The sequence below is a fragment of the Parabacteroides sp. AD58 genome (assembly GCF_023744375.2).
Classification (GTDB): Bacteria; Bacteroidota; Bacteroidia; order Bacteroidales; family Tannerellaceae; genus Parabacteroides; species Parabacteroides absconsus.
The window spans coordinates 2981930-2994460 of record NZ_CP146284.1 but is presented as its reverse complement, the minus strand read 5'-3'; the positions used below and the strand labels follow the sequence as shown (position 1 = coordinate 2994460).

Annotated in this window: 11 protein-coding genes and 1 pseudogene; 6 read left to right on the top strand and 6 right to left on the bottom strand. The window is 47.2% G+C overall.

Features of this window, described 5'->3' with window-relative positions:
- Window positions 1–395: 395 nt before the first annotated feature.
- From NEE14_RS12775 to NEE14_RS12755, 5 genes are read left to right on the top strand one after another with little or no spacing between them, the layout of a single operon-like run.
- A complete protein-coding gene (locus NEE14_RS12775; RefSeq protein WP_251967338.1) occupies window positions 396–1325 on the top strand; it encodes a Mur ligase family protein in 930 nt (309 codons plus the stop codon).
- Window positions 1322–1873, top strand: coding sequence for a DUF4924 family protein (locus NEE14_RS12770; RefSeq protein WP_251967339.1), 552 nt, complete (start codon window positions 1322–1324; stop codon window positions 1871–1873). Before NEE14_RS12775 ends, NEE14_RS12770 begins: the two co-directional genes overlap by 4 nt.
- A gap of 4 nt (window positions 1874–1877) precedes the next feature.
- Window positions 1878–2753, top strand: a complete 876-nt coding sequence (gene rfbD, locus NEE14_RS12765; protein ID WP_251967340.1) for a dTDP-4-dehydrorhamnose reductase — start codon at window positions 1878–1880, stop codon at window positions 2751–2753.
- Window positions 2754–2767: 14 nt separating this feature from the next.
- Window positions 2768–4348 (top strand): peptide chain release factor 3, encoded by a 1581-nt coding sequence (locus NEE14_RS12760; RefSeq protein ID WP_251967341.1) that lies wholly within the window; start codon window positions 2768–2770, stop codon window positions 4346–4348.
- A gap of 3 nt (window positions 4349–4351) precedes the next feature.
- Window positions 4352–5401 carry an FAD:protein FMN transferase gene (locus NEE14_RS12755; RefSeq protein ID WP_251967342.1) on the top strand — a complete coding sequence of 350 codons (1050 nt, stop codon included), beginning with the start codon at window positions 4352–4354 and terminating at the stop codon, window positions 5399–5401.
- A gap of 103 nt (window positions 5402–5504) precedes the next feature.
- On the opposite strand, the gene NEE14_RS12750 is transcribed toward NEE14_RS12755, so the two are convergent.
- The 5 genes from NEE14_RS12750 to NEE14_RS12730 form a co-directional block, all read right to left on the bottom strand.
- Window positions 5505–5906: a hypothetical protein gene (locus NEE14_RS12750; RefSeq protein WP_251967343.1), complete on the bottom strand. Its 402-nt coding sequence runs from the start codon at window positions 5904–5906 to the stop codon at window positions 5505–5507.
- Between the two features lie 161 nt (window positions 5907–6067).
- Window positions 6068–7084: a 2-oxoacid:ferredoxin oxidoreductase subunit beta gene (locus NEE14_RS12745; RefSeq protein ID WP_251967344.1), complete on the bottom strand. Its 1017-nt coding sequence runs from the start codon at window positions 7082–7084 to the stop codon at window positions 6068–6070.
- A gap of 4 nt (window positions 7085–7088) precedes the next feature.
- Window positions 7089–8942: a 2-oxoacid:acceptor oxidoreductase subunit alpha gene (locus tag NEE14_RS12740; RefSeq protein ID WP_251967345.1), complete on the bottom strand. Its 1854-nt coding sequence runs from the start codon at window positions 8940–8942 to the stop codon at window positions 7089–7091.
- 69 nt (window positions 8943–9011) lie between these two features.
- Window positions 9012–10226, bottom strand: coding sequence for an alanine dehydrogenase (locus NEE14_RS12735; RefSeq protein WP_251967346.1), 1215 nt, complete (start codon window positions 10224–10226; stop codon window positions 9012–9014).
- 11 nt (window positions 10227–10237) lie between these two features.
- A complete protein-coding gene (locus NEE14_RS12730; RefSeq protein WP_251967347.1) occupies window positions 10238–10759 on the bottom strand; it encodes a shikimate kinase in 522 nt (173 codons plus the stop codon).
- Between the two features lie 213 nt (window positions 10760–10972).
- Here NEE14_RS12730 and NEE14_RS12725 point away from each other — a divergent pair, with 213 nt between their 5' ends.
- Window positions 10973–11620, top strand: coding sequence for a viroplasmin family protein (locus NEE14_RS12725; RefSeq protein ID WP_251967348.1), 648 nt, complete (start codon window positions 10973–10975; stop codon window positions 11618–11620).
- 68 nt (window positions 11621–11688) lie between these two features.
- Here the strand turns inward: NEE14_RS12725 and NEE14_RS12720 are convergent.
- Window positions 11689–12078, bottom strand: a pseudogene (locus tag NEE14_RS12720) (PD-(D/E)XK nuclease family transposase); the annotation flags it as partial.
- Window positions 12079–12531 lie beyond the last annotated feature (453 nt).

Here is a 12531-nt window from a genome sequence, read left to right as displayed (position 1 = left end):
CATTTCAAAAGGGAAATAACACTTTGTATAAAAATATTTTTTATCGTAAAATTTATATCACAGTCTTATTCTTTTTAAACTTGTTTAATATAGTTGATATTCAGTGTACAACAAACAAATATCCATAATTTAATTCCTTTAATCCTACCACTCTGATAACTGATAATCCTCACGAGAATCGAAATTGATTCTCATATGAATCAAAAATGCTTCTATCGAGAAACGATGAGAGAAAAGCTATGACCTTATTTTCCAAAACTCCGCCGATTTTTTCTAAAAGAAGAACTGGAAAAATATAATTCTGATAGAACTGGCCACAAATCCACATCAAAGATGAGATAAATAAAAACGAGTGTGAAGATTTTTTCGTACTTTTGCCCTATAAAATCCTAACAATGCGAAAAATTCATTTGATTTCAATTACGGATCCCCTCGTTTTAGAGCTGGCAAGTGCTATCCACGACAAAGGATATGAGGTCAGTGTTTCCGGTGCTGAAATTCCTTTGGAAATGGCGGAAGAACTGGAACAGGACGAGATTACCAGCTTTGGTAACGGATGGTTTCCGGATAAATTGACGAAGAATACATATTCGGTTGTCTTGGGCAGCAAAGTAACTCAGGACAATCCGGAATTTAAGCGCGCGAAAGAGTTGGGGCTGTTAATCCAATCGATACCGGAATTTATATATCAGCGCACAAAGTCAAAAACAAGAGTGGTCATCGCCGGCAGCCGTGGCCGGAAAATTATCATCGCTATGATGGCGGCAGCCCTACGCAGGCAGAAGTTGGCATTCGACTATGCCACGACCAGCGAAATCCCAGGACTGAACAAGCACCTTCATTTCAGCTACGAAGCCCGTATTGCCCTGATTGAAGGTGATGAGCACATCACTTCGGTCATCGAAAAACGTTCTCAGCTCGAATTTTACCGCCCGCATATTGCTGTCATGACCAACCTCAACTGGGATTCGTCTCAGGATCATGACACGCCGGAAGCATATATGTCGACTTACCGGTGTTTCTCGACGTCGATCGAGCGAGAAGGCAAGCTGATTTACTACGGAGGTGATCCGGTAATCGGAGAACTGGTCAAAGACATCCGGAATGATATTACAGCTATTCCGTTCGAAGAACATCCGGTCGTGGAAGAGGACGGGCAGGTTTATCTCGATACCCGATACGGTAAATATCCGATCCGTGTATTGAACCGTCATTTCCTCATCAACATCAATGCTGCCCGTCTGGCCTGCCGCCAGTTGGGTATCAAGGATGCGGATTTCTACCAGGCGGTGTCAGAGTTTACATTATCATCGTTATCAGTATGATTATTGCCAGACAAAAAAGAAAAGAAAATATATGTGAATACCTGCTTTATATGTGGCAGGTAGAAGACCTGATCCGTGCCAATCATTTCGATATGGACGAGATCCGGAAGAATGTCATTTCCCGGTACGATCAGCCTGACGAGGTGAAAGAAGAAATTGCCCGTTGGTATGAAGAGCTGATTGACATGATGCGAAGCGAGGGAGTCAAGGAATCCGGTCACATCCAGTTGAACAAGAATGTGATCATCGCCCTGACCGACTTGCATCTGCGCCTGTTGAAGTCGCCGAAGGAGATGATTTACGGAGCAGCCTACTACAAGACACTTCCGTATATCGTACAGTTGCGGGCCAAATCGGGTGGGAACGACGTGCCTGAACTGGAAACCTGCTTTACAGCCGTGTACGGTTATCTGATGCTGCGGATGCAAGGGAAAGAAATCAGTCCCGAGACAATGGAAGGATTGAAACAGATCAGCTCATTCTTAGCGCTTTTAGCCGATAAATACAGGGCTGATATGAACGGAGAACTCGAATTAGAAGATGAATAAAGATATGAAAACAGTGCTGGTAACCGGAGCAAACGGACAGTTAGGTACATCTATCCACCACCTTTCCACCTCCTACAACCGCTTTCAGTTCCTTTTTACCGATGTAGATTCGCTGGATATCTGCAAGGCTGAAAGCGTGGATGCCTTTATCCAGGCCCATCCGGTAGATTATATTGTAAACTGTGCGGCGTATACGGCTGTTGATAAAGCCGAAGAGAATCCGGAGCTCTGCGAGCAGATCAACCGGGATGCCGTAGTCAATCTGGCCCGGGCTGCCCAAAGCTGTGGAGCCAAGGTACTGCATGTATCGACCGATTACGTATTCGACGGTACTGCCTGCGTACCATATCAGGAAACAGACACGCCCCATCCACAATCGGTCTACGGCTCGACGAAGAGAGCCGGGGAAACGGCCCTGCTCGACATTTGTCCGGATGCCATTATCGTACGGACAGCCTGGCTGTATTCGGAATACGGGAATAATTTCGTCAAGACCATGCTGCGCCTCGGAGCCGAGCGGGAAGAACTCCGGGTGGTATTCGACCAGGTAGGCACTCCTACCTATGCCACCGACCTGGCCCAGGCCTTGCTGACGATACTGGAACAGGCCGAAGCGGGAAACTATCAGCCGGGAATATATCATTTCTCAGACGAAGGTGTCTGTAGCTGGTACGACTTTACCGTCAAGATCATCTCGCTGGCTGGTCTGAAAGCACGGGTACTTCCCATCGAATCAAAAGATTATCCGACTAAAGCGGTTCGTCCGCATTTCAGTGTACTGAATAAGCAGAAGATCAAGGCAACTTATGGTCTGACGATTCCGCACTGGGAAGAGAGCCTCCGGAAATGTTTGGAGAATATGAATGTAATCACGAAATAAGAAGAACAGAAAAAATGGGTCAATACACCGAAGAAATTGAAAGAAGAAGAACATTTGCAATCATCAGTCACCCGGATGCCGGTAAGACAACATTGACCGAGAAGTTATTGCTTTTCGGAGGTGCCATCCATGTGGCTGGAGCGGTAAAATCAAACAAGATAAAAAAGACAGCTACATCAGACTGGATGGAAATCGAGAAACAACGTGGTATCTCGGTGGCTACTTCGGTCATGGCATTCGATTATGCCGGTCATAAAATCAACATTCTGGATACTCCGGGTCACCAGGACTTCGCCGAAGATACCTTCCGTACCCTGACGGCTGTCGACAGCGTCATCATCGTAATCGACGTGGCAAAAGGAGTCGAGGCACAGACCCGCAAACTGATGGAAGTGTGCCGCATGCGGAAAACGCCGGTCATCGTGTTTGTCAACAAGATGGACCGCGACGGTAAGGACCCGTTTGATCTGCTTGACGAAATCGAGGAAGAACTGCACATCAAGGTTCGCCCCCTGAGCTGGCCGATCGACATGGGACAGCGTTTCCGTGGGGTTTACAACATCTACGAACAGAAGCTGAACTTATATACACCCAGCAAGCAGTACGTAACCGAGAATGTTGAATTCAAGGATATCAACAGTCCGGAACTGGAAAACTACATTGATCCGGCACAAGCCGAAAAACTCCGTATGGACCTCGAATTGGTAGAGGGCGTCTATCCCGAATTTGACGTAAACACCTACCTGTCTGGTGATATCGCTCCCGTTTTCTTCGGCTCAGCTCTGAACAACTTCGGAGTGAAGGAACTGCTGGACTGCTTCATCCAGATCGCCCCTTCTCCTCGTCCGGTACAGGCCATCGAACGGGTTGTCGATCCAAATGAAGATACTTTCAGTGGCTTCGTGTTCAAGATTCATGCCAATATGGACCCGAATCACCGTAGTTGTATCGCCTTCGTCAAGATCTGCTCCGGTAAATTCGAACGAAATGTCAACTACAAGCATGTTCGTTTTGGAAAAATGATGCGTTTCAGCAGTCCGACGGCGTTCATGGCCCAAAAGAAGGAGGTGGTAGACGAAGCGTATGCCGGCGATATCGTCGGTCTGCCGGATACAGGCAACTTCAAGATCGGAGATACACTGACTTCTGGCGAAGACCTGCATTTCAAGGGACTGCCCAGCTTCTCGCCGGAGATGTTCAAATACATTGAGAATGCCGATCCGATGAAAGCCAAACAGCTGAATAAAGGAATCGAACAGCTGATGGACGAAGGTGTTGCCCAGTTGTTCATCAACCAGTTCAACGGACGGAAGATCATCGGTACCGTCGGTCAGTTGCAGTTCGAGGTTATCCAGTACCGCCTGCTGCACGAATACGGAGCCCAGTGCCGCTGGGAGCCGATCAGCCTCTACAAAGCCTGCTGGATTGAGAGCGACAACGCGGCCATGCTGGAGAATTTCAAGAAGAGAAAAGCGCAGTATATGGCGGTCGACAAGGAAGGACGCAATGTCTACCTGGCCGATTCCAACTATGTGCTGATGATGGCCCAGCAGGATTTTCCGGATATCAAATTCCATTTCACTTCAGAATTTTAATGTATGAAACAAGCAACATTACTAACAATAACCCTGCTGGTACTTCTGTCATTCGGAAGCTGCCAGCGGGCTTCTCAGATGTATTATACGTATAGCGGTCGCCTGCATACTCCGTATCATATCAAGTATCAGTATGACAAGCCACTCGACGGTGAAATACAGGCAGAACTGGAGCGTTTTTACTACCTCTTCAATGCCTTCGATTCGACTTCGGTAGTTTCACAGATCAACCGGAACCAGCTGACGCAGGTGGAAGACAGCACTTTCCGTTCTCTTTTCCGTACGGCCATGCTCGTCTCTGCCTATACCGATGGAGCCTACGACATTACCTGTGCTCCGCTCATCAACCTCTGGGGATTCGGTTTCAGCAAGAAAGACAGTGTGACTCCCGCCCATATCGACAGTGTGAAGCAGTTTATCGGCTACCAGAAGATCCATCTCAATGGCCAGGACATCGTGAAGGATGATCCGCGCCTGATCCTGAACTGTTCGTCGCTGGCCGACGGAACGGTATGCGACATGATAGCCGACCTGTTCGACAAGAAGGGTATTCAGAATTACATGGTTGAATTTGGTGGGGAGATTGTTACGAAGGGAATCAACCAGCGCGGAGAATACTGGAAACTGGGAATCACCCGTCCGGTCGACGACAGCACCGGACTGAACCAGGACTTGCAGGCGACGATCCATCTGTGGCCGAAAGGACAGACGGCAGAAACAGCCCGTAACAACGGACGCCGCGGAATGGCTACTTCAGGAAATTACCGGAACTTCTACATCAAGGACGGTAAGAAATATGCCCATACCATCGACCCGCGCGAAGGTTGTCCGGTACAGCGGGATGTATTGAGTGCGACCGTTATTGCCCCAACTGCCATGTTAGCAGATGCGTGTGCAACGGCCTGCATGGTGTTAGGCTCGGAAGGTGCTGAAAAGCTGAAACAGAAATTGCCTGAAATCGAATATTTCCTGATCTGTTCATCCGATTCAACCGGATATAATATCCTGGAATCATCGGGCTTTTCCAAGTACCTGATTTCAATGAACCCCTAAAGGAAAAAGATACAAAATACAAAAATACCCGGTACGGGCCGCTTTCATAGAAAACAGGACTCATACCGGGTATTTTTATCTCATGACATGAGGTGAAGCCAGATCAAAGCTCCATTTTCAACAGCTCCAATACTTCATAAACACCATCATATTCTGCCGCAAAACCTTCATCCGATTTTCCCAGGTATTTTACTTTCATCTCCACCCGTACTGGCGTATAGCTCTTGATACCTTCGGGAACGATCCGTTCATATTCCTGCTGGACTTTGCCGGAACGGTCGATAAACCAATATTCAGCCGAGTCTCCATCCACCACAAAAGAACAGACCTCATGCCCAATTACCAGTTTACCCGTGACAACAGCAATTGAATCCTCTGCCTGTTTTGCCTTCACTTCTGCCGGAGGGAAATCCAGACTTCGAGAACCTGTATCTGCCGGCCGGTTCGTACAGGCCATACCGGATACCAATAACAGCATCCATCCTAAACTTTTCCTGATTATCATACCACTCTCCTTTCTACTATGTGTTACTAAAATGAATTACATGTCTGGCAAAGATATGGTTTTCATGTAAAAAAACAAAGCACGGATTCCGCAGATTGCCCGGTATTGAAACCGGGTGTCTCCGCAGAATCCGTGCCTGCGTATATAGGCAAAGCCTGTCTTTACTTAATTTCCCAAGTCTCGCCGCTTCTCAGGAACTGATCCAGTGTACGGCACGGCATCTTTTCCTGAACTTCTTTCAGCTGCTGATGAACAGCCTCATCGTAAGTAGGAGCTTCTACATCACGGATGATACCTAATGCAACCGGCATGTCGCCACCCATCATGGCCAGCATCATGTGCAGGGTATTGTCCTTGCAATGAGCATCATGTACCAACACATCATCCAGCGTATAACCATCCTGACCAATTGTAACCGATTTCAGTTTCAATCCGTCCAGCACGATACCCTTGTCATTATTGGCACCATAGATCATCTTTTCGCCATGGCGCAGGAAAATAGTCCGATCTGCCCGGAATTCCTTATCCGTAATCTGCTTGTGGATACCATTGTTGAAGATAACACAGTTAACCAATACTTCGGTTACAGAAGCCCCTTTATGACGGGCTGAAGCAGCCAGGATATCCGTAGTATTCTTCAAATCCACATCGATGGCACGGGCAAAGAAGTTGCCGCGAGCTCCCAAAGCCAGTTCGGCCGGGATGAACGGATCTTCCACTGTTCCGTAAGGAGAACTCTTGGAAACGAATCCACGGTCGGATGTCGGAGAATACTGCCCCTTTGTCAAGCCGTAAATCTTATTGTTGAACAATACAATGTTCAGGTCGACATTACGACGAACTGCATGAATGAAGTGGTTACCACCGATAGCCAGACAGTCGCCATCACCCGTGATCAACCAGACACTTAAATCCGGACGAGCCGTCTTGACACCCGTAGCAATTGCTGCGCCACGTCCGTGAATCGTATGGAAACCATACGTATTCATGTAGTAAGGCAGACGGGATGAACAGCCAATACCTGAGATGACAGCCATATTATGCGGAGCAACGCCCACTTCTGCCATCGCTTTATGTAAACAATTTAATACGGCATGGTCTCCACACCCCGGACACCAGCGGACGTATTGATCGCTTTTATAATCTTTCGGTTGATATTTTTTTTCTTCTGTTGCCATTATCTTATGCCTCCAATATTTTAGTAAATTCTTCTACCAGACGAGATACAACGAACGGCTGACCTTCCACACGGTCGAACTTGTACGGATTGAAATCGTCTACTTTACTTCTCAGATAGTTGGCAAACTGTCCGTTGTTCTGCTCAGCTACCACCACTTTCTTGTATTTCATCAATACTTCAGCCGTATTCTTTGGCAGCGGATTGATAAACTTGAAGTGTGCCAAAGCTACTTTCTTACCCTGTTCCTGCATCGTTTCCATAGCTTCATACAGGTGACCGTAGGTACCACCCCAGCCGACAATCAGCAAATCAGCATCTTCGTCGCCTACCACCTTCAATTCAGGAATATAGTCGGCAATCTTGTCGATCTTCTGCTGACGGGCTTTCACCATACGCTGGTGGTTCTGTGGATCCGTTGAGATTGCACTGGTTTCATAGTCTTTTTCCAGACCACCCAGACGGTGGGTAAATCCTTCCGTACCCGGGACCGCCCAATAACGAACCATGCTCTCATGATTACGGCGATACGGTTTCCAAGGTTTCTCTTCGTGGTAATTGGAAACATAATTCGGTTTGATTTCCGGATATTTATCCAATTCCGGCAGACGCCATGCAGAAGAACCGTTGGCGATGAAGGCATCTGTCAACAAGATAACCGGTGTCATGTGTTCTACAGCCAGTTTACCAGCCCAGAAGGCAGCATCGAAACAGTCGGTCGGCGTGCAGGCAGCCAAGACAACAGCCGGACATTCACCGTTACGTCCGTACAAAGCCTGCAACAAGTCAGTCTGTTCAGACTTAGTCGGCATACCCGTTGACGGACCACCACGCTGTACATCGATGACAACCAGAGGAACTTCGGCAATCACTGCCAAACCAATGGCCTCACTCTTCAGAGCCAGACCAGGACCTGAAGTAGAAGTAGCAGCCAGACAACCGGCAAAGCTGGCACCAATAGCCGTACAAACGCCGGCAATTTCATCTTCAGCCTGTACCGTGATAACGCCCAAGTCCTTGCGTTTAGATAATTCATGTAAAATATCAGTAGCCGGAGTGATCGGGTAACTACCTAAGAAAAGACGTAAACCAGCTTTTTCAGCAGCGGCGATCAAACCATATGAAGTAGCCTTGTTTCCATTGACATCCATATACGTACCCGGAAGCGCTTTCTTGCTTTCGATACGATAGGTAGAAACAGTGGCATGGATGTTATGTCCGTAGTTGTAACCGTCGGTCAGTGCCTTGATATTGGCCTGAGCAATCACCGGTTTCTTAGCGAACTTGTTCTGCAGCATATGCATGGCTTCATCGAGCGGACGTTCAAACAGCCAGCATACCAGACCTAAGGCAAACATGTTCTTGCAACGCAGGGCTGACTTGTTGTCCAGTCCAAAATCAACCAGGCCGTCGCGAACCATCGTCGAAATAGGTGCTGCCACGATCTGTACCTGTGTCAGTCCCAATTCCTTGAATGGATCATCCGTTGTGTACTGGGCTTTTTCCAGATCGCTTTTCTGGAAAGAATCTGTATCAATGAGGACAATGGCGTTCGGTTTAATGTGCGTCACATTCACCTTCAATGCTGCCGGGTTCATAGCCACCAATACATCGGCTTTCTCACCTGGAGTAAAGATTTTCTTGGACCCCAGATGAACCTGGAAACCAGAAACGCCGCTTAATGTTCCTTGCGGAGCTCTCACTTCTGCCGGATAATCGGGAAATGTAGAGATTTCATTTCCGAAAACTGCCGACAGGTTTGAAAAGATGGTACCTGTCAATTGCATACCGTCTCCAGAATCTCCGGAGAAGCGTACCACTACCTTTTCCAATGTCGTTACTTTAGTTTGTTCTGTCATGATATTGTTTTACTTAATCGCTGTTATCAATTAAAGACCTACAAAGAAAATAAGAAAGAATGATATTTCCTAAAAAGCGGTCAAATAGATATCAATATTATTTGATCTGAGATTAAAATGATTGGATATGTAATCATTCACCGGTTTTCCCGAATACAGATAAACTCCCTGCTTGAGGCCCGGATTATACTGTATCATCGCCTTCAGACTTCCCAAATCACCGATTTCCGTCAGTACCGGAATGAGCAGGTTGCTGAAGGCCATCGATGCGGTGCGTGCCACATAATTACTGATAAAGGGCTTGCAGAAATGCAAGACGCCGTGCTGTTCGAATACTTCCGGATCTGCGGCCGACAGGCAGCAGGTCGTTTCGAAGCATCCTCCCTGATTCATCCGGAGGTCGATGATCAGCGCGCCTTTCTTCATCGTCTCGATCAGTCCTTCGGCTATCACATACCTATGTTGCGGATGATCGTTGTGCAGGGCCCCGATCACGACATCGGCACTCTGAAAGGCATTCCGCAATACATTCGGATGAAAGTTGGAAGTAAAGAGGGAAACCCCGAGGGTCCGCTGTATCTGGCGCAGCCGCTGGATATTATTGTCGAACACCTTTACCGAAGCGCCCAGTGCCAACGCTGCCCGTGCGGCATTTGTTCCGGCATTTCCGGCTCCGATAATGACAACCTCCGTAGGGGAAACACCTGCAACTCCTCCCAGCAGAATACCTTTGCCGCCGTGATTGTTACTCAACAGATCCGATGCGATGCTGATTGAAGCATAACCTTCTATTTCGGCCATCGCACTCATAATCGGCTGGTACATCAGCTTCTCGTCTTTCAGGAAATCATAGGCTAAAGCCGTAATCCGTTTGTTCATCAGGACCTGATAGGTCTCAGCACTCATCTGGCGGAGGGGAACAAACGAGAAGACACTGCTACGCGGACGCATCAACAAGGCTTCTTCAGGCAATAGAGGCAGAATCTTCACGATCAGGTCTGCCTGAAATACTTCTGCCGGAGTCGCCACAATCTCTGCTCCAGCCTCCGAATAATGATTGTCAGAATAATTGATGCCTAGTCCGGCTCCGCTCTCTACATAGACATGATGTCCGTAACTGGTCAGGATCTCGACCGATTCGGGCGTAAGGGCCACCCGTTTTTCACCTCGGTTCCGTTCTTTGGGTATTCCGATAACCAGCGTGTTCTTCATCTTGCCCAGTTCCTGCAATAACTCCTGAGGAATGTAAAACTGTTGTGAAGGGTTGTCTGTCGTGTTTTTCATATCCAACTGGTTTATAGCAAATCCATCAATTTGTCAGTGATCGCCTGTATATCCTGCTCCGTCATCATCTGCTCTGCATCAAAGATGATCTGAGCCTTCTCATAGAAAGGGCTGCGGCTCTCCAGGCTTTCTCCAATAAACTGTTTCAGTTCTTCACCGCTCCGGTTCCGCAGGACGGGTCGCGTCTGCTTGCAGACTTCCAGGCGGTTGGCCAGTTCATCGACCGATACTTTCAGATAGACCGTCGTTCCCGCTTTGTTCATAAAGTCCATATTATCGAAAAAGCAGGGAGTTCCGCCCCCGGTAGATATCAGCACATCCTCAAACGAAGCCACCTCATGCAGCATCCGCCGTTCGATATCCCGAAAAGCCTCCTCTCCTTTTTCTGCAAAAAGCTGGCGTATTTCCTTATGATAACGCCCTTCTATATAGTAGTCCAGGTCTATAAAGGAGAGATTCAGCTGTTTCGACAACTTTTTCCCGACGGTTGTCTTGCCGGCTCCCATATATCCCATGAGAAAAATACGTTTCATTTCATTATCCTTTGAATTTATGCAAAAATAGATTTTTTTTCTTAAAACCTCAAAGTTTATTCGCCCGAATTTGATAAACTTGTTGCTAAAGTTTTTCTGAAGCTTATCTGAAGAGGTTGCGCATCTTATAAAAAATTAGTAACATTGCATCCGGAATACCGCCTGAATAAAGGTTTTCCTTGTAATATTTATCAAAACTCTCGGATATAATCTATGGCAAAAACGCGGAAATACTATGTTGTCTGGCAAGGGCAACATCCCGGTGTGTACAACAACTGGGATGATTGTAAAGAACAAGTAGAAGGCTATTCAGACGCCAAATACAAGGCCTTTGAAAGTCGGGAAGCCGCCGAAGAAGCGTATGCCAACGGATATGAGCAGTATATTCAAAAGAATCCGACTCCACGGATGGTATTCGAGAAGATGATGAAGGAAAAGACGCCGGTCATCGGCCGTCCCATCAACAACAGTCTGGCGGTAGACGCCGCCTGCAGCGGCAATCCCGGCGACATGGAATACCGCGGTGTCTATACGGCTACCGGACAGGAAATCTTCCGGGTCGGCCCCATGCCCAAAGGTACCAACAACGTAGGCGAATTCCTGGCCCTCGTACACGGACTGGCCCTTCTCAAACAGAAGAACTGCCAGATCCCGATCTATTCAGACAGTAGGAATGCGATTTCCTGGGTGAAGAACAAGAAATGCAAGACGTTATTGGAGCGTCTGCCCGAAAACGAACCAATATTCGACCTGATTGCCCGAGCCGAAAAATGGCTGCAAGAGAATACCTATACTACACCTATTTATAAATGGGAGACATCAGCCTGGGGAGAAATTCCTGCTGATTTCGGAAGGAAGTAACAGCTTATTATCTGTAAATGAGAATTGAATAGGAGAGTTGGGCGCAGCACGCTGCGCCTCAACCCATTCTATAGATTTTCGATTTCTGCATCAGTCAATCCCGTACACAATTTGATCTGCTCGAAAGAAATGCCATTCTGTTTCATCAGGCGGGCGGTTGCTAATATGCCTTCTGCACGACCTTCTTCCCGTCCTTCCTTTCGGCCTTTTTCCAAGCCTCGCTTTTCACCGATTTGGATTCCTTCTCTCCTTGCCGTCGTAACAACATTCTCATTATCCCGGTATATTTTTAGGGCAGCCTCATATTCTGCCCGTTCCTTCTTGTTCATATTGGCGATACGTGCCAATTCTTCCAAGCGGGCAAACAAGGCTTTCTGACCTTTGAATGATAAATGTTCCAACTGTTCCATATGTTTTAAATTATACAACCAATAATCCAATGGGGTCTCGCATTCAGATTCTGTCTTTGTGGAAGATAACTGGCCTTATGACAGTAGAGGCGCAGCGTGCTGCGCCTCCAGCAGGCGTTATACCACATAATTGACGGAAAACTTTTTTAACGGCATTGCCTTAATCTGGCATTGACGAAGGATTGTTCTTTCTCTTTTAGCCGTTATTTCCCGGTCTGCCGACAGGAGGCGCAGCACGCTACGCCTCTACTATTATCTTCGAACAGAATCTTAAAACCCCGATCCACAAATGGATTGATAAATACGCTCTTTCTCATAGCAAAGGTCTTTTGATGTTTTGTCCCAATAGCGGGATAGACAAAGATACATTTTTTACTTGAAAAAGCAAGACCCGTTCTTTACGAATGAAGTACAAACATAAAAAAATCCCTGCCGCCCAAACGAACGACAGGGATTTCATTTTTTGAGATTCTATGTTTACTCTTCACAGGGTTACTGATA

What these genes read in the sequence shown, in the direction of transcription:
- NEE14_RS12760 (WP_251967341.1), top strand. Translation starts at nt 2,768, where the DNA reads ATGGGTCAATACACCGAAGAAATTGAAAGAAGAAGAACATTTGCAATC.
- NEE14_RS12745 (WP_251967344.1), bottom strand. Translation starts at nt 7,084, where the DNA reads ATGGCAACAGAAGAAAAAAAATATCAACCGAAAGATTATAAAAGCGAT.
- NEE14_RS12725 (WP_251967348.1), top strand. Translation starts at nt 10,973, where the DNA reads ATGGCAAAAACGCGGAAATACTATGTTGTCTGGCAAGGGCAACATCCC.
- NEE14_RS12735 (WP_251967346.1), bottom strand. Translation starts at nt 10,226, where the DNA reads ATGAAAAACACGACAGACAACCCTTCACAACAGTTTTACATTCCTCAG.
- rfbD (WP_251967340.1), top strand. Translation starts at nt 1,878, where the DNA reads ATGAAAACAGTGCTGGTAACCGGAGCAAACGGACAGTTAGGTACATCT.
- NEE14_RS12750 (WP_251967343.1), bottom strand. Translation starts at nt 5,906, where the DNA reads ATGATAATCAGGAAAAGTTTAGGATGGATGCTGTTATTGGTATCCGGT.
- NEE14_RS12770 (WP_251967339.1), top strand. Translation starts at nt 1,322, where the DNA reads ATGATTATTGCCAGACAAAAAAGAAAAGAAAATATATGTGAATACCTG.
- NEE14_RS12740 (WP_251967345.1), bottom strand. Translation starts at nt 8,942, where the DNA reads ATGACAGAACAAACTAAAGTAACGACATTGGAAAAGGTAGTGGTACGC.
- NEE14_RS12730 (WP_251967347.1), bottom strand. Translation starts at nt 10,759, where the DNA reads ATGAAACGTATTTTTCTCATGGGATATATGGGAGCCGGCAAGACAACC.
- NEE14_RS12775 (WP_251967338.1), top strand. Translation starts at nt 396, where the DNA reads ATGCGAAAAATTCATTTGATTTCAATTACGGATCCCCTCGTTTTAGAG.
- NEE14_RS12755 (WP_251967342.1), top strand. Translation starts at nt 4,352, where the DNA reads ATGAAACAAGCAACATTACTAACAATAACCCTGCTGGTACTTCTGTCA.